This is a genomic window from Streptomyces sp. NPDC044704 (assembly GCF_056433525.1).
On record NZ_JBWKGY010000003.1, the window covers coordinates 581,351 to 595,599 of the forward strand.

The window sequence follows — 14,249 nt, forward strand, 5'->3', positions numbered from 1 at the left end:
GTCCCGGAACCGGGGCTTAGAACTTCAGCCCGGCTTCGCGGGCGGCGTCAGCCAGAGCGGCAATGCGCCCGGCGTATCGGTTGCCACCGCGGTCGAACACGACGGTCTCGACACCCGCGGCCTTGGCACGCTCGGCGACGAGCGCGCCGACAGCCTGGGCCTGGGCGCTCTTGTCGCCTTCGCCACCGCGGATCGAAGCGTCCAGGGTCGACGCCGACGCCAGGGTGTGACCCTGGAGGTCGTCGATGACCTGAGCAACGATGTTGCGGTTGGAACGCGTCACGACGAGGCGCGGACGCTCCGCCGTACCCGAGACGTTCTTGCGGATGCGGATGTGGCGGCGAGCCTTGGCAGCACGCTTGTACGCGTCGCCCTTGGCGATCTTCACACCGTATGCCATGGCTACTTACCAGCCTTTCCGACCTTGCGGCGGATGACTTCGCCGGCGTACTTGACACCCTTGGCCTTGTACGGGTCGGGCTTCCGCAGCTTGCGGATGTTGGCGGCGACCTCGCCGACCTTCTGCTTGTCGATGCCCTCGACCGAGAACTTGGTGGGCGACTCGACCTTGAACGAGATGCCCTCGGGCGCCTCGATCAGGATCGGGTGGCTGTAGCCAAGCTGGAACTCCAGGTCGGAGCCCTTCGCGGCGACGCGGTAACCGACACCGCTGATCTCGAGAGCCTTGACGTACCCCGTGGTCACACCGGTGATCATGTTCGCCACCAGCGTGCGGGACAGGCCGTGCAGGGCCTTGTTCTGACGCTCGTCGTTCGGGCGGGTGACGTTCAGAACGCCTTCCTCACCCTTGACGATCTCGATCGGCGCCTTGACGGTGTGCGTGAGGGAGCCCTTGGGGCCCTTCACTGCGACCGTCTGGCCGTCGATGGTGACGTCCACACCGGCGGGAACCTGGATGGGGAGCTTGCCGATTCGCGACATTGCTTTTCCTCCGTTCCCGACTACCAGACGTAGGCGAGGACTTCCCCACCTACGCCCTTCTTGCCTGCCTGCTGGCCGGTCAGGAGACCGTGGGACGTGGAGATGATCGCCACGCCCAGGCCGCCGAGGACCTTCGGCAGGTTGGTGGACTTCGCGTACACGCGCAGACCGGGCTTCGAGATCCGCTTGATGCCCGCGATGGAGCGCTCACGGTTCGGCCCGAACTTCAGCTCGAGGACGAGGTTCTTGCCGACCTCGGCGTCCTCGACCTTCCAGCCGGTGATGAAACCCTCCTGCTTGAGGATCTCTGCGATGTGCGACTTGATCTTGCTGTGCGGCATCACGACGGTGTCGTGGTACGCCGAGTTAGCGTTACGCAGACGCGTGAGCATGTCTGCGATCGGGTCAGTCATGGTCATGAAGTGGCCTTCGGCCTCTCTCGCCGGGGTTTCCTGTATGCGCCATCCCTCTCCCCACTCAGAGGCGGGACGGGTGCGGTGCGGGGACCTACGGCGTAGTAAGTCGTTATGGGCGGCGGACGCCCAACCACACAAGCCTAAGGCATGCGCGGCCGGGCATCCGCCGACCAGATGCTTACCGAGAGTGCCTGGTACTCCTCAAGTCCTTACGGACGAGAGGGAATTACCAGGAGCTCTTGGTCACGCCCGGCAGCTCGCCACGGTGAGCCATCTCACGAAGGCACACGCGGCACAGGCCGAACTTGCGGTACACGGAGTGGGGGCGACCGCAGCGCTGGCAGCGGGTGTACGCACGCACACCGAACTTGGGCTTACGGGCAGCCTTCGCGATGAGAGCCTTCTTCGCCATCTCGCTTACGCCTCCTTGAAGGGGAAGCCGAGGTGACGAAGGAGGGCGCGGCCCTCGTCGTCGTTGGTCGCCGTGGTGACCACGGTGATGTCCATACCCCGGGTACGGTCGATCTTGTCCTGGTCGATCTCGTGGAACATGACCTGCTCCGTGAGACCGAAGGTGTAGTTGCCACGGCCGTCGAACTGCTTCGGCGACAGACCACGGAAGTCACGGATACGCGGCAGCGCGAGCGACAGCGTACGGTCCAGGAACTCCCACATGCGGTCACCACGGAGGGTGACGTGGCAGCCGATCGGCTGACCCTCGCGCAGCTTGAACTGCGCGATGGACTTGCGGGCCTTCGTGACGGCCGGCTTCTGACCGGTGATCGTCGTCAGGTCCTTGATGGCGCCGTCGATCAGCTTGGAGTCGCGGGCGGCGTCGCCCACACCCATGTTGACCACGATCTTCACGAGGCCGGGAATCTGCATGACGTTCTCGTAGGAGAACTCCTCACGCAGCTTGCCCGCGATGTCCTCGCGGTACTTCGTCTTGAGACGCGGAGTGGTAGCCATCAGATGTCCTCACCCGTCCGCTTGGCAACGCGGATCTTGTTGCCCTCGTCGTCGAAGCGGTAGCCGACGCGGGTGACGACCTTCTTGCCGTCCTTCTCCACAACCAGCTGAACGTTGCTCACGTGGACCGGGGCCTCGGTGATCACGATGCCGCCGGCCTGGTTCTGCGCAGCCTTGGTGTGCTTCTTGACCCGGTTGACACCCTCGACGAGGACGCGGTTCTCAGCGGGGAAGGCAACGATGACCTTGCCCTGCTTGCCCTTGTCCTTACCGGTGATGACCTGAACCAGGTCGCCCTTCTTGATCTTCATGCTTACAGCACCTCCGGCGCGAGCGAGATGATCTTCATGAACTTCTTCTCGCGCAGCTCACGGCCCACCGGGCCGAAGATACGGGTGCCGCGAGGGTCGCCGTCGTTCTTCAGAATGACGGCGGCGTTCTCGTCAAAGCGGATGTACGAGCCGTCCTGGCGGCGACGCTCCTTGACGGTGCGAACGATGACCGCCTTGACGACGTCACCCTTCTTCACGTTGCCACCGGGGATCGCGTCCTTGACGGTGGCGACGATGACGTCACCGATGCCCGCGTAGCGGCGACCGGAACCACCGAGAACACGGATGCAAAGGATTTCCTTGGCACCAGTGTTGTCGGCGATACGCAGTCGCGACTCCTGCTGGATCACGTGTATCTCCTGTTTGTCTGCCGGTTCCCGGCGGGGGCCTCACACTCCGAAGAGCGGCGGCCCCCACCGAGCCTGGCGGAACGAATCCGGGGGAAACCCCCCGGACGAATTACTTGGCCTTCTCGAGGATCTCGACGATGCGCCAGCGCTTGCTCGCCGACAGCGGACGCGTCTCCATGATGAGGACGCGGTCGCCGACGCCGGCAGCGTTCTGCTCGTCGTGCGCCTTGAGCTTGTTCGTACGGCGGATGACCTTGCCGTACAGGGCGTGCTTCACGCGGTCCTCGACGGCGACGACGACGGTCTTGTCCATCTTGTCGCTGACGACCAGACCCTCACGGGTCTTGCGGAAACCGCGCTCGGTCTTCTCAGTCACGTTGTTCTCGCTCATCAGGCGCTCTCCACCGTCTCGATACCGAGCTCACGCTCGTGCATCAGGGTGTAGATGCGAGCGATGTCCTTACGGACGGACTTGAGCCGGCCGTTGTTCTCCAGCTGACCCGTGGCCGCCTGGAAGCGGAGCTTGAACAGCTCCTCCTTGGCCTCGCGCAGCTTGCCAACGAGCTCCTCGTTGCCGAGCTCACGCAGCTCGGACGCCTTGGTTCCCGTCGCCATCACGACTCACCTGCCTCGCGCCGAACAATCCGGCACTTCATCGGAAGCTTGTGAGCAGCGCGGGTGAGCGCCTCACGAGCAATCTTCTCGTTCGGGTAGGACAGCTCGAACATGACCCGGCCCGGGTGCACGTTCGCGATCCACCACTCGGGAGAACCCTTACCGGAACCCATGCGGGTCTCGGCAGGCTTCTTGGTGAGCGGACGGTCCGGGTAGATGTTGATCCAGACCTTGCCGCCACGCTTGATGTGACGGGTCATCGCAATACGAGCCGCCTCGATCTGGCGGTTCGTCACGTACGCCGGGGTCAGCGCCTGGATGCCGTACTCGCCGAACGAGACCTCAGTACCGCCCTTGGCCATACCGCGGCGCTTCGGGTGGTGCTGCTTGCGGTGCTTGACCCTACGAGGGATCAGCATGTCGGTCAGGCCTCCGTTCCGGTGCTCTCGGCCGGAGCGGCGGCGGGAGCGTCGGCCTTGGGGGCCTCGGCACCAGCAGCCTGCTGCGGCTTGCGGCCACCACGGCCGCCGCGCTCGCCACCACGGCCACCACGGCCGGCGGGACGGTCGCCAGCGCCCTGAGCACCACGGGCCGGGCGGTTACCCGCACGGGCCGCAGCGTTCTCGGCGCGAACCTCGGCGATGTTCTTGACGTCGCCCTTGTAGATCCAGACCTTCACACCGATACGGCCGAAGGTGGTCTTGGCCTCGAAGAAGCCGTAGTCCACGTTCGCGCGCAGCGTGTGCAGCGGCACACGACCCTCGCGGTAGAACTCGGAGCGGGACATCTCGGCGCCGCCGAGACGGCCGCCACACTGGATCTTGATGCCCTTGGCGCCGGCCTTCATCGTGCCCTGCATGCTCTTGCGCATGGCACGACGGAAGGAGACGCGGGAGGAGAGCTGCTCGGCAACGGCCTGGGCAACCAGCTGAGCGTCAAGCTCGGGGTTCTTGACCTCGAGGATGTTCAGCTGGACCTGCTTGCCCGTGAGCTTCTCGAGGTCACCGCGGATGCGGTCGGCCTCGGCGCCACGGCGGCCGATGACGATGCCCGGACGAGCGGTGTGGATGTCCACACGCACGCGGTCACGGGTGCGCTCGATCTCAACCTTCGAGATGCCGGCGCGCTCCATGCCGGACGTCATCATCCGACGGATGGCGACGTCTTCCTTGACGTAGTCCTTGTACAGCTTGTCGGCGTACCAACGCGACTTGAAGTCGGTGGTGATGCCGAGCCGGAACCCGTGCGGGTTTACCTTCTGGCCCATTACCGGGAACCTTCCTTGCTGCTGACGACCACGGTGATGTGGCTGGTCCGCTTGCGGATCCGGTAGGCACGGCCCTGGGCACGCGGACGGAACCGCTTCAGGGTCGGGCCCTCGTCCACGTACGCCTCGCTGATGACCAGCGTGGAGGCGTCCGGGTGGTTGTAGTTGTGTGCGGCGTTGGCAATGGCGCTGTCCAGCACCTTGCCAACCGGCACGCTCGCGGCCTGCGGGGCGAAACGCAGGACCGCCTGAGCCTCCGTGGCATCCATGCCACGGATAAGGTCCACCACTCGGCGGGCCTTCATGGGCGTGACGCGGATGTACCGCGCCTGGGCCCTGGCTTCCATGGTTGTCCCTTCGGTGTAAGTCATAGTCGTTACCACCCCGCCTTTAGCGGCGCTTCGACTTCCGGTCGTCCTTGACGTGGCCGCGGAAGGTGCGAGTCGGCGAGAACTCGCCGAGCTTGTGGCCGACCATCGACTCGGTGACGAACACCGGGACGTGGGTCTTGCCGTTGTGCACCGCGATGGTGTGACCCAGCATGCTGGGGATGATCATCGAGCGACGGGACCAGGTCTTGATGACGTTCTTGGTGCCGGCTTCGTTCTGGACGTCCACCTTCTTTACGAGGTGGTCGTCGACGAAGGGCCCCTTCTTGAGACTGCGCGGCATCTAAACCCGCTCCTAGCGCTTCTTGTTCGTCTTGCGGCGGCGGACGATGTACTTGCTCGAAGCCTTCTTCGGCGAGCGAGTACGACCCTCCTTCTGACCCCACGGGGAGACCGGGTGGCGACCACCACTGGTCTTGCCCTCACCACCACCGTGCGGGTGGTCAACCGGGTTCATCGCGACACCGCGGACGGACGGGCGAACGCCCTTCCAGCGCATACGGCCGGCCTTGCCCCAGTTGATGTTCGACTGCTCGGCGTTGCCGACCTCGCCGACCGTGGCGCGGCAGCGCGCGTCGACGAGACGGATCTCGCCCGACGGCATGCGGAGGTGGGCCATGGTGCCCTCCTTCGCCAGCAGCTGCACGGAGGCACCAGCGGAGCGGGCGAACTTCGCGCCACCACCGGGACGGAGCTCGATCGCGTGGATCGTGGTACCGACCGGGATGTTGCGGAGCGCCAGGTTGTTGCCGGGCTTGATGTCGGCCGTCGGGCCGTTCTCAATCCGGTCACCCTGCTTCAGGGCCTTCGGCGCGATGATGTAGCGCTTCTCGCCGTCGGCGTAGTGCAGCAGCGCGATGCGCGCGGTGCGGTTGGGGTCGTACTCGATGTGCGCGACCTTGGCCGGCACGCCGTCCTTGTCGTGACGACGGAAGTCGATCACGCGGTAGGCGCGCTTGTGTCCACCACCCTGGTGGCGAACGGTGATCCGACCGGTGTTGTTACGGCCGCCCTTGCTGTGCAGGGGGCGAACCAGCGACTTCTCCGGCGTGGACCGCGTGATCTCGACAAAGTCGGCGACGCTGGAGCCACGACGGCCCGGGGTCGTCGGCTTGTACTTGCGGATACCCATTTCTCAGTCCTCGTCCGATTCCGGACGACTAGACCTCCGTTAGGAGGCCTGGCCGCCGAAGATGTCGATACGGTTGCCCTCGGCAAGGGTCACGATGGCGCGCTTGGTGTTCGCACGCTTGCCGAAACCGGTCTTGGTCCGCTTGCGCTTACCCTGACGGTTGATCGTGTTGACCCCGGTGACCTTGACCGAGAAGACCGCTTCCACGGCCTGCTTGATCTGGGTCTTGTTGGCGCCGGGCGCGACGATGAACGTGTACTTGTTCTCGTCCAGCAGCGCGTAGCTCTTCTCCGAGACAACCGGCTTGATCAGCAGGTCGCGCGGGTCGGTGAAGGTCTTGCTGGTAACGGTCGCCTCAGACATCAGGCGTCGCTCCCTTCGGTCTCATCGGCCTTGGGGCCAGACACGAAGGACTCGAAAGCGGCCTGAGTGAAGACCACGTCGTCAGAGACGATCACGTCGTACGTGTTCAGCTGGCCCGGCTCCAGGATGTGAACCTGGGGCAGGTTGCGGGCGGACAGCCACGCGGCCTCGTCGGCGCGCTCGACGACCAGGAGCACGTTCTTGCGCTCCGAGATCTTGCCGAACAGCGTCTTGGCGGCCTTCGTGGAGGCGGCACCCTCGACCACGCCGGTGACGACGTGGATGCGGGAGTGACGCGCACGGTCCGAGAGGGCACCGCGGAGGGCGGCGGCCTTCATCTTCTTCGGGGTCCGCTGGGAGTAGTCACGCGGCTGCGGGCCGTGGACGACGCCACCGCCGACGAACTGCGGCGCACGGGTGGAACCCTGACGCGCGCGGCCGGTGCCCTTCTGGCGGTACGGCTTGCGGCCACCACCACGGACTTCGCCACGACGCTTGGTCTTGTGCGTGCCCTGACGGGCAGCAGCCAGCTGGGCGACAACGACCTGGTGGATCAGCGGAACGCTGGTCTTCGCGTCGAAGATCTCCGCGGGGAGCTCGACGGTACCGGCCTTGTCGCCTGCCGGCGAAAGGATGTCAATGGTGCTCATTACCTCAAGCCCCCTTGGCCGCGGTACGGACCAGGACGAGGCCGCCGTTCGGACCGGGGACCGCGCCCTTGATGAGCAGCAGACCCTTCTCCGCGTCAACCGCGTGGATGGTCAGGTTCTGGGTGGTGACGCGCTCGTTACCCATACGACCGGCCATGCGCATGCCCTTGAAGACACGCCCAGGGGTGGCGCAGCCACCGATCGAACCGGGGGAGCGGTGCTTGCGCTGCACACCGTGACCGGCGCCGAGGCCCCGGAAGTTGTGCCGCTTCATGACACCGGCGAAGCCCTTGCCCTTGCTGTTGCCCGTGACGTCAACCTTGACGCCGGACTCGAACACCTCAGCAGTGATCTCCTGGCCGAGCGTGTACTCGCTGGCGTCGGAGGTGCGGAGCTCCACCAGGTGGCGGCGGGGGGTCACGTCGGCCTTGGCGAAGTGGCCCTTGAGGGGCTTGTTCACCTTGCGCGGGTCGATCTCGCCGAAGGCGATCTGGACCGACTCGTAGCCGTCGATGTCGTTCGTACGGACCTGGGTAACGACGCAGGGTCCGGCCTTGACCACGGTCACCGGGACGACACGGTTGTTCTCGTCCCAGACCTGGGTCATGCCGAGCTTCTCGCCCAGGACGCCCTTGATCTGCTTTGCCATCTTCTCGACGCCTCTCAGAGCTTGATCTCGATGTCAACGCCGGCCGGAAGGTCCAGGCGCATCAGCGAGTCAACGGTCTTGGGGGTCGGGTCGAGGATGTCGATCAGGCGCTTGTGCGTGCGCATCTCGAAGTGCTCGCGCGAGTCCTTGTACTTGTGCGGCGACTTGATGACGCAGTACACGTTCTTCTCAGTGGGCAGCGGCACCGGGCCCGCGACCGACGCACCAGTGCGCGTCACCGTCTCGACGATCTTCTTCGCCGAGGAATCGATGACCTCGTGGTCGTAGGCCTTGAGCCGGATGCGGATCTTCTGTCCCGCCATGGCTACTCCGTAGTCCTGTCTGTATGTGGAAACGCTCTGGCTCCCGGCCGGCTGCGAGATCGGGTCCCGCAGTCTTTCCTCCGACCCACGCGGTCGGGCGTGTCGCACTCCCTCTACAGAAAATTCCCATACGGAAATTCCCTCTCCAAGGGGGTGCGGTCCCAGGACCGCGCGTCGGGGGAGAAACACCCGCCGAGTGCCTGGTGTGCACCGTGCTGACACTTCCCAGAAGATTCCCGTACGTCCGTCCCCATTGCTGCCCCGAAAGGCAGATTAAGGACGACGAGTACTGTGGGACTCGCTTCCGGTCCTCCCGGCGGGAGGCGCGCAGCATCGGCACTCAACCGAGCAACTTGAGTAGTCTGCCATACGAGACACGTACCTGGCCAATCGGGCGGAAGAGAATACCCCGCCGCGCGGACACGTCAAACTGCGGCGCGCGGCGGTTCTCCCTGGCGGGGCCGCTGATCAGCTTCGGGTAAGGGTCCGGCAGCCGCCGTCGGATCCGTCGTTGACCGGCTTGGACCGGTCGTACGGGTCCACCGGCGTTCCGGACGGTTCGGGTCCGCCGGCGTCCGGGTCGGAGAAGAACGACGGGTGCAGGTAGCCGTCGTACCGGTCACAGGAGCTGTTGGCGAGGTCGACGTTGTACTCCTCGATCCACAGCTTGCCGGGCGTCCCCTCCCACTTGCGCCGGTCGACCGCGCTGAACGAGCCCTCCCGCCGCACGATCGTCCGCGCGACGTCCTCCGGATTGCCCTTGAGCTTCACGAAGGGGTAGACGAAGGAGTAGTCGAACTTCACCGACGCCTGGCCGGGCTCCTTCCCCGCCTCCACCCACATCCGGCCCCGGACCTTGACCACGTCGCCGACGGGCTTGAGCTCCGCCGGGTCGTACCGGGTGAACAGGTTCAGCGGATCGCGCTCGGCGCTGGGCCGCGCGTAGGCCTCGGTCATGTCCTTGGACGTCCGGTCGTCCCGGGGATCCAGCAGGGACATCGCCCCGGCCGGCCACTGTCCCGCCAGGACGGCCGGGTCCAGGTTGGCCGCGGTCAGGAACTCCTTGGCCTTCGCCAGCGCGTCCGCGACCTCCTCCTTCGACACCCCGCCGACCGACTGCGCCTGCGGTACCTCGATCCCGGCGGCCCCGTCGGCCCACTGGGCGGCCGGCGAGCCCCGGAACGGCTCCCTCAGCGTCGGCCGGTCCGGGTACCGCTCCTCGGGGGCCCCGGTGGGCCGTGCGGACTCCGCGGGCAGCGGAGCGGCGTTCCTGGCGTCCTCGCGGGACTGCGCCTTCCCCGTGACCCGGTCGATGAGCAGCTCCGGCCGCAGCGCGACCAGGGCCAGCCCCGCGATCAGCACGACGGCGCCCGCGGCCTTGAGCCGCCGCTTGCCCCTCCCCCGGCCCTCCATCTCCTGCCACGCGGGACCGGTCCGCCAGCCCGGCGGCTGCGCCGGGGCCGGGGTCCTCCTGCGCCCGAACCTCCCGCGCGCCGCCCTCTCCCGCTCCGCGTCCTCGCGCCGCAGCCGCTCCGTCACCATCCGCGCCCTCGCGGACGGCTCCTGGGGGGCGTCCCCGCGCTCCCCCGCGGCCTGGTCGGCGAACCGGGCCCACTCCTCGTCGGATATGCCCGCCCCGCCGTCGTCCCGCTGCCCCATGCCTGTCCCACCCCGAGCCGTTCCCGCGCCCCTTACGGCGCCCTTACGCTGCGGAGCCTCTCACACGCCACCGACACCCCCCACGGGCCCCTCCCACCGCCCTCACGGAGGATGACCGCCATGCACGAGGTCTTCCGCTACCGCTTCCTCCACGCCGGCGCGGGCCTGGCCGCCGACCTGAGCGCCGGCGCGTACGGGACGGACACCGTCCCGCGCTCCCCCGGCCTCCAGATCCACCGCGGGCTGCGCCTGCGGCTGCCCGCGGACCGCGCCCTCCACTGGAAGGACGCGGCCTGGCTCGCCTTCGGGGCGTCGCTGCACGCCGAGCGGCTCGCCGCGGACGGAGTCCTGGTCCTCGACGTGGACGCGCTCACGTACCCGCACGCCCACTTCCGCTCGGAGGCCGCCGCCCTCGCCCTCGACGGCTGGATCCACCGCCGCTTCGGACTCCCCGCGTGCGGCGCCTCGGTGTCGTACGACGGGCCCTCGCGCCGCTTCGCCTTCACCTGGCCGGACGGGGTCACGCCCTTCGCCGACGCCCCCCTGCCACCGCTCCCGCCGGAGTGAGCCCCCACGGAGCTCCCCGGGCACGCAGAAGGGCCCCTTCCCGCCGCCGGAGCGGTGGGAAGGGGCCCTTCCGTCAAACATGGTGCCCGCTCGCGCGAGCTACCAGGTCAGAGCACGAAATTACTTCGTGATCTTGGTGACCTGGCCGGCGCCGACGGTACGACCACCCTCACGGATGGCGAACTTCAGGCCCTCCTCCATGGCGACCGGCTGAATCAGCGAGACCGTCATGTCGGTGTTGTCGCCCGGCATGACCATCTCGGTGCCCTCGGGGAGGGTCACGACGCCGGTCACGTCCGTGGTACGGAAGTAGAACTGCGGGCGGTAGTTGTTGAAGAACGGGGTGTGACGACCACCCTCGTCCTTCGACAGGATGTACGCGGCGGCCTCGAACTCGGTGTGCGGCGTGACCGAACCGGGCTTGATGATGACCTGGCCGCGCTCGACGTCCTCGCGCTTGATGCCACGGAGGAGCAGACCGACGTTCTCGCCGGCCTGGCCCTCGTCGAGCAGCTTGCGGAACATCTCGATGCCGGTGACCGTGGTGGTGGTCTTCTCGGTCTTGATGCCGATGATGTCGACGGTCTCGTTGACCTTGAGGACACCACGCTCGATACGACCGGTGACGACGGTGCCACGACCGGTGATCGTGAAGACGTCCTCGACGGGCATCAGGAACGGCTTGTCGGTGTCACGCGGCGGGGTCGGGATCGCCTCGTCGACGGCGTCCATCAGGCCGAGGAGCTTGTCGCCCCACTCCTTGTCGCCCTCGAGCGCCTTGAGCGCCGAGACCTGGACGACCGGCAGGTCGTCGCCCGGGAAGTCGTACTCGGAGAGGAGCTCACGCACCTCGAGCTCGACGAGCTCCAGGATCTCCTCGTCGTCCACCATGTCGGCCTTGTTCAGGGCGACGACGATGTACGGAACGCCGACCTGGCGGGCCAGGAGCACGTGCTCCTTGGTCTGCGGCATCGGGCCGTCGGTGGCGGCGACCACGAGGATGGCACCGTCCATCTGCGCGGCACCGGTGATCATGTTCTTGATGTAGTCCGCGTGACCCGGGCAGTCGACGTGGGCGTAGTGACGCGCCTCGGTCTGGTACTCGACGTGCGCGATCGAGATGGTGATACCGCGCTGGCGCTCCTCAGGAGCCTTGTCGATCTGATCGAAGGCCGAAGCCGCGTTCAGGTCCGGGTACTTGTCGTGCAGCACCTTGGTAATGGCGGCCGTGAGGGTCGTCTTACCGTGGTCAATGTGACCGATGGTGCCGATGTTGACGTGCGGCTTAGTCCGCTCGAACTTCGCCTTCGCCACGGGGGTCCTCCTGAGAGTGGTTCTGTACGCCTTGAATCATCGGCGCCAGGTGATCTTTGCTGGATAGCCGGTTCCCCCGGGGCAACGGGAGGGTTGCTCCTGTTACCCCAGAGGCTCCGGTGGCAAGCCTAAAGCGTGTACTCGGAAGAGTTACTCGCCCTTGGCCTTCGCGATGATCTCCTCAGCGACGTTCCGGGGAACCTCGGCGTAGGAGTCGAACTGCATCGAGTAGCTGGCGCGACCCGAGGTCTTGCTGCGGAGGTCTCCGACGTAGCCGAACATCTCCGAAAGCGGCACGAGGCCCTTGACGATCTTGGCTCCGTGACGGTCCTCCATGGCCTGGATCTGGCCACGGCGGGAGTTGATGTCACCGATGACGTCGCCCATGGACTCCTCCGGCGTGGTGACCTCGACGGCCATCATCGGCTCGAGGAGCACGGGAGAAGCCTTGCGCGCGGCCTCCTTGAAGGCCTGCGAACCGGCGATCTTGAAGGCGAGCTCGGAGGAGTCGACCTCGTGGTAGCCACCGTCGAGAAGAATGACGCGAACGCCGGTCATCTCGTAGCCGGCCAGGATGCCGAACTGCATGGCTTCCTGCGCACCGGCGTCGACCGAAGGAATGTACTCCCTCGGGATGCGGCCACCGGTGACCTTGTTCACGAACTCGTACGCCGGACCGTCGGCCTCGGTGATGGGCTCGATCGCGATCTGCACCTTGGCGAACTGACCGGTACCACCGGTCTGCTTCTTGTGGGTGTAGTCGTGACGCTCGACCGACTTGCGGATGGTCTCGCGGTACGCGACCTGCGGCTTGCCGACGTTGGCCTCGACCTTGAACTCGCGCTTCATACGGTCGACCAGCACCTCGAGGTGCAGCTCGCCCATACCGCCGAGGATGGTCTGGCCCGTCTCCTCGTCCGAGTGAACGTGGAAGGAGGGGTCCTCCTCCGCGAGACGCTGGATGGCGACACCCAGCTTCTCCTGGTCACCCTTGGACTTGGGCTCGATGGCGACCTGGATGACCGGAGCCGGGAAGTCCATGGACTCCAGGATCACGGGTGCCTTGTCGTCACACAGCGTCTCACCGGTGGTGGTCTGCTTCAGGCCCATGACGGCGACGATGTCGCCGGCGCCCACCGCATCGATCTCTTCACGCTTGTTGGCGTGCATGCGGTAGATCTTGCCGATGCGCTCCTTCTTGCCCTTCACGGAGTTCAGCACCGCGGTGCCGGTCTCCAGGCGGCCCGAGTAAACCCGGACGAAGGTGAGCTTACCGAGGTGCGGGTCGCTCATGATCTTGAACGCGAGCGCCGCGAGGGGCTCCTCGTCCGAAGGCTTGCGCTTCACGACGACCTCGGCGTCCTTGACGTCGTGGCCTTCGATGGCCTCGATGTCCAGGGGGGAGGGCAGGTAGCGCACGACGGCGTCGAGCAGGGGCTGGACGCCCTTGTTCTTGAACGCCGTACCGCAGAACACCGCGGTGATCGTGGCTTCGCCCTTGCCCTTGCCGGAGCCGAGGATGATGCGACGCACGGCGGCGTGCAGCTGCTCCTCGGTGGGCTCGATGCCCTCGAGGAAGAGCTCCATCATCTCTTCGTCGTTCTCCGCGACCTGCTCCACGAGCGTGGCGCGCCATTCCTCGGCGGCCTCGGCGTGGGAGGCGGGGATGTCGACGACGTCGTACATCTCGCCCTTGGTCGCCTCGGCGGACCAGACGAGCGCCTTCATGCGGACGAGGTCGACGACACCCTGGAAGTCGGCCTCGGCACCGATGGGGAGCTGCATGACGATCGGAACCGCACCGAGGCGGTCCTTGATCATCTCGACGCAGCGGTGGAACTCGGCACCCGTGCGGTCGAGCTTGTTGACGAAGCAGATGCGCGGAACGCCGTAGCGGTCCGCCTGACGCCAAACGGTCTCGGACTGCGGCTCGACGCCGGCCACACCGTCGAACACGGTGACGGCGCCGTCGAGGACGCGGAGCGAACGCTCCACCTCGACGGTGAAGTCGACGTGACCCGGGGTGTCGATGATGTTGATGGTGTGGTCAACATCTTCGAGCGGCCAGTGGCAGGTGGTGGCGGCAGACGTGATGGTGATACCACGCTCCTGCTCCTGCTCCATCCAGTCCATCGTGGCGGCGCCGTCGTGGACCTCACCGATCTTGTACGACACACCGGTGTAGAACAGGATGCGCTCGGTGGTGGTCGTCTTGCCCGCGTCGATGTGGGCCATGATCCCGATGTTGCGGACCTTGGCCAGGTCAAGCGAAGTGGTAGCCATAAGGCTTCGGTCTTCTCTCGGTCTCGATG

22 protein-coding genes are annotated in these 14,249 nt (G+C 66.3%); 1 reads left to right on the forward strand and 21 read right to left on the reverse strand.

The features are described 5' to 3' along the window. Positions 1-16: 16 nt before the first annotated feature. The 19 genes from rplR to AC07B0_RS10265 form a co-directional block, all read right to left on the reverse strand. Positions 17-400 (reverse strand): 50S ribosomal protein L18, encoded by a 384-nt coding sequence (gene rplR, locus AC07B0_RS10175; protein WP_030026334.1) that lies wholly within the window; start codon positions 398-400, stop codon positions 17-19. Between the two features lie 2 nt (positions 401-402). After that, positions 403-942 carry a 50S ribosomal protein L6 gene (rplF, locus tag AC07B0_RS10180; protein ID WP_356871007.1) on the reverse strand — a complete coding sequence of 180 codons (540 nt, stop codon included), beginning with the start codon at positions 940-942 and terminating at the stop codon, positions 403-405. Positions 943-962: 20 nt separating this feature from the next. Continuing rightward, positions 963-1,361 (reverse strand): 30S ribosomal protein S8, encoded by a 399-nt coding sequence (gene rpsH, locus AC07B0_RS10185; protein ID WP_007265911.1) that lies wholly within the window; start codon positions 1,359-1,361, stop codon positions 963-965. A 223-nt stretch (positions 1,362-1,584) separates the two neighbouring features. Further along, positions 1,585-1,770 (reverse strand): type Z 30S ribosomal protein S14, encoded by a 186-nt coding sequence (locus AC07B0_RS10190; protein ID WP_003956452.1) that lies wholly within the window; start codon positions 1,768-1,770, stop codon positions 1,585-1,587. A 5-nt stretch (positions 1,771-1,775) separates the two neighbouring features. Continuing rightward, positions 1,776-2,327 (reverse strand): 50S ribosomal protein L5, encoded by a 552-nt coding sequence (gene rplE, locus AC07B0_RS10195; protein ID WP_030388859.1) that lies wholly within the window; start codon positions 2,325-2,327, stop codon positions 1,776-1,778. Then, complete coding sequence (gene rplX / locus AC07B0_RS10200) at positions 2,327-2,638, reverse strand: 50S ribosomal protein L24 (RefSeq protein ID WP_150258782.1); 312 nt, start codon at positions 2,636-2,638, stop codon at positions 2,327-2,329. Before rplX ends, rplE begins: the two co-directional genes overlap by 1 nt. A 2-nt stretch (positions 2,639-2,640) precedes the next feature. Beyond that, positions 2,641-3,009: a 50S ribosomal protein L14 gene (gene rplN, locus AC07B0_RS10205; RefSeq protein WP_008739701.1), complete on the reverse strand. Its 369-nt coding sequence runs from the start codon at positions 3,007-3,009 to the stop codon at positions 2,641-2,643. A 109-nt stretch (positions 3,010-3,118) separates the two neighbouring features. Then, positions 3,119-3,400 (reverse strand): 30S ribosomal protein S17, encoded by a 282-nt coding sequence (gene rpsQ / locus AC07B0_RS10210; RefSeq protein WP_030008467.1) that lies wholly within the window; start codon positions 3,398-3,400, stop codon positions 3,119-3,121. After that, on the reverse strand, positions 3,400-3,624 hold the full coding sequence (gene rpmC / locus AC07B0_RS10215) for a 50S ribosomal protein L29 (RefSeq protein ID WP_008739703.1): 225 nt from the start codon (positions 3,622-3,624) through the stop codon (positions 3,400-3,402). The genes rpsQ and rpmC overlap by 1 nt, the downstream gene beginning before the upstream one ends. Then, positions 3,624-4,043 (reverse strand): 50S ribosomal protein L16, encoded by a 420-nt coding sequence (gene rplP, locus AC07B0_RS10220; protein WP_030026326.1) that lies wholly within the window; start codon positions 4,041-4,043, stop codon positions 3,624-3,626. The genes rpmC and rplP overlap by 1 nt, the downstream gene beginning before the upstream one ends. Before the next feature lie 5 nt (positions 4,044-4,048). After that, positions 4,049-4,891: a 30S ribosomal protein S3 gene (gene rpsC, locus AC07B0_RS10225; RefSeq protein ID WP_008739710.1), complete on the reverse strand. Its 843-nt coding sequence runs from the start codon at positions 4,889-4,891 to the stop codon at positions 4,049-4,051. Further along, on the reverse strand, positions 4,891-5,238 hold the full coding sequence (rplV, locus tag AC07B0_RS10230) for a 50S ribosomal protein L22 (RefSeq protein ID WP_007265904.1): 348 nt from the start codon (positions 5,236-5,238) through the stop codon (positions 4,891-4,893). Before rplV ends, rpsC begins: the two co-directional genes overlap by 1 nt. A 43-nt stretch (positions 5,239-5,281) precedes the next feature. After that, positions 5,282-5,563 (reverse strand): 30S ribosomal protein S19, encoded by a 282-nt coding sequence (gene rpsS / locus AC07B0_RS10235; RefSeq protein WP_008739713.1) that lies wholly within the window; start codon positions 5,561-5,563, stop codon positions 5,282-5,284. 12 nt (positions 5,564-5,575) lie between these two features. Then, the gene (gene rplB, locus AC07B0_RS10240; RefSeq protein ID WP_008739715.1) at positions 5,576-6,412 is read right to left on the reverse strand and encodes a 50S ribosomal protein L2; all 837 of its coding nucleotides are present in this window, start codon (positions 6,410-6,412) and stop codon (positions 5,576-5,578) included. A gap of 39 nt (positions 6,413-6,451) precedes the next feature. Then, positions 6,452-6,775 (reverse strand): 50S ribosomal protein L23, encoded by a 324-nt coding sequence (gene rplW, locus AC07B0_RS10245; protein ID WP_007265901.1) that lies wholly within the window; start codon positions 6,773-6,775, stop codon positions 6,452-6,454. Next, positions 6,775-7,425 (reverse strand): 50S ribosomal protein L4, encoded by a 651-nt coding sequence (gene rplD / locus AC07B0_RS10250; RefSeq protein ID WP_327254486.1) that lies wholly within the window; start codon positions 7,423-7,425, stop codon positions 6,775-6,777. The genes rplW and rplD overlap by 1 nt, the downstream gene beginning before the upstream one ends. Before the next feature lie 4 nt (positions 7,426-7,429). After that, positions 7,430-8,074, reverse strand: a complete 645-nt coding sequence (rplC, locus tag AC07B0_RS10255; RefSeq protein ID WP_007265899.1) for a 50S ribosomal protein L3 — start codon at positions 8,072-8,074, stop codon at positions 7,430-7,432. A gap of 14 nt (positions 8,075-8,088) precedes the next feature. Continuing rightward, positions 8,089-8,397 (reverse strand): 30S ribosomal protein S10, encoded by a 309-nt coding sequence (gene rpsJ / locus AC07B0_RS10260; protein ID WP_003948644.1) that lies wholly within the window; start codon positions 8,395-8,397, stop codon positions 8,089-8,091. A gap of 468 nt (positions 8,398-8,865) precedes the next feature. Continuing rightward, positions 8,866-10,056, reverse strand: coding sequence for a hypothetical protein (locus AC07B0_RS10265; RefSeq protein ID WP_478897537.1), 1,191 nt, complete (start codon positions 10,054-10,056; stop codon positions 8,866-8,868). A 111-nt stretch (positions 10,057-10,167) separates the two neighbouring features. On the opposite strand from AC07B0_RS10265, the gene AC07B0_RS10270 reads away from it, so the two are divergent. Beyond that, positions 10,168-10,623: a hypothetical protein gene (locus tag AC07B0_RS10270; protein WP_478897539.1), complete on the forward strand. Its 456-nt coding sequence runs from the start codon at positions 10,168-10,170 to the stop codon at positions 10,621-10,623. Positions 10,624-10,743: 120 nt separating this feature from the next. On the opposite strand, the gene tuf is transcribed toward AC07B0_RS10270, so the two are convergent. Both tuf and fusA read right to left on the reverse strand, forming a co-directional pair. Beyond that, positions 10,744-11,937 (reverse strand): elongation factor Tu, encoded by a 1,194-nt coding sequence (gene tuf, locus AC07B0_RS10275; protein ID WP_356871014.1) that lies wholly within the window; start codon positions 11,935-11,937, stop codon positions 10,744-10,746. A gap of 150 nt (positions 11,938-12,087) precedes the next feature. Further along, positions 12,088-14,220 carry an elongation factor G gene (gene fusA, locus AC07B0_RS10280; protein ID WP_478897541.1) on the reverse strand — a complete coding sequence of 711 codons (2,133 nt, stop codon included), beginning with the start codon at positions 14,218-14,220 and terminating at the stop codon, positions 12,088-12,090. Between the last annotated feature and the right edge of the window lie 29 nt (positions 14,221-14,249).

Bases quoted from the DNA above. Each gene is read 5' to 3' on its own strand.
- rplR (WP_030026334.1), bottom strand. From the start codon at position 400: ATGGCATACGGTGTGAAGATCGCCAAGGGCGACGCGTACAAGCGTGCT.
- rplF (WP_356871007.1), bottom strand. From the start codon at position 942: ATGTCGCGAATCGGCAAGCTCCCCATCCAGGTTCCCGCCGGTGTGGAC.
- rpsH (WP_007265911.1), bottom strand. From the start codon at position 1,361: ATGACCATGACTGACCCGATCGCAGACATGCTCACGCGTCTGCGTAAC.
- AC07B0_RS10190 (WP_003956452.1), bottom strand. From the start codon at position 1,770: ATGGCGAAGAAGGCTCTCATCGCGAAGGCTGCCCGTAAGCCCAAGTTC.
- rplE (WP_030388859.1), bottom strand. From the start codon at position 2,327: ATGGCTACCACTCCGCGTCTCAAGACGAAGTACCGCGAGGACATCGCG.
- rplX (WP_150258782.1), bottom strand. From the start codon at position 2,638: ATGAAGATCAAGAAGGGCGACCTGGTTCAGGTCATCACCGGTAAGGAC.
- rpsQ (WP_030008467.1), bottom strand. From the start codon at position 3,400: ATGAGCGAGAACAACGTGACTGAGAAGACCGAGCGCGGTTTCCGCAAG.
- rpmC (WP_008739703.1), bottom strand. From the start codon at position 3,624: ATGGCGACGGGAACCAAGGCGTCCGAGCTGCGTGAGCTCGGCAACGAG.
- rplP (WP_030026326.1), bottom strand. From the start codon at position 4,043: ATGCTGATCCCTCGTAGGGTCAAGCACCGCAAGCAGCACCACCCGAAG.
- rpsC (WP_008739710.1), bottom strand. From the start codon at position 4,891: ATGGGCCAGAAGGTAAACCCGCACGGGTTCCGGCTCGGCATCACCACC.
- rplV (WP_007265904.1), bottom strand. From the start codon at position 5,238: ATGGAAGCCAGGGCCCAGGCGCGGTACATCCGCGTCACGCCCATGAAG.
- rpsS (WP_008739713.1), bottom strand. From the start codon at position 5,563: ATGCCGCGCAGTCTCAAGAAGGGGCCCTTCGTCGACGACCACCTCGTA.
- rplB (WP_008739715.1), bottom strand. From the start codon at position 6,412: ATGGGTATCCGCAAGTACAAGCCGACGACCCCGGGCCGTCGTGGCTCC.
- rplW (WP_007265901.1), bottom strand. From the start codon at position 6,775: ATGTCTGAGGCGACCGTTACCAGCAAGACCTTCACCGACCCGCGCGAC.
- rplD (WP_327254486.1), bottom strand. From the start codon at position 7,425: ATGAGCACCATTGACATCCTTTCGCCGGCAGGCGACAAGGCCGGTACC.
- rplC (WP_007265899.1), bottom strand. From the start codon at position 8,074: ATGGCAAAGCAGATCAAGGGCGTCCTGGGCGAGAAGCTCGGCATGACC.
- rpsJ (WP_003948644.1), bottom strand. From the start codon at position 8,397: ATGGCGGGACAGAAGATCCGCATCCGGCTCAAGGCCTACGACCACGAG.
- AC07B0_RS10265 (WP_478897537.1), bottom strand. From the start codon at position 10,056: ATGGGGCAGCGGGACGACGGCGGGGCGGGCATATCCGACGAGGAGTGG.
- AC07B0_RS10270 (WP_478897539.1), top strand. From the start codon at position 10,168: ATGACCGCCATGCACGAGGTCTTCCGCTACCGCTTCCTCCACGCCGGC.
- fusA (WP_478897541.1), bottom strand. From the start codon at position 14,220: ATGGCTACCACTTCGCTTGACCTGGCCAAGGTCCGCAACATCGGGATC.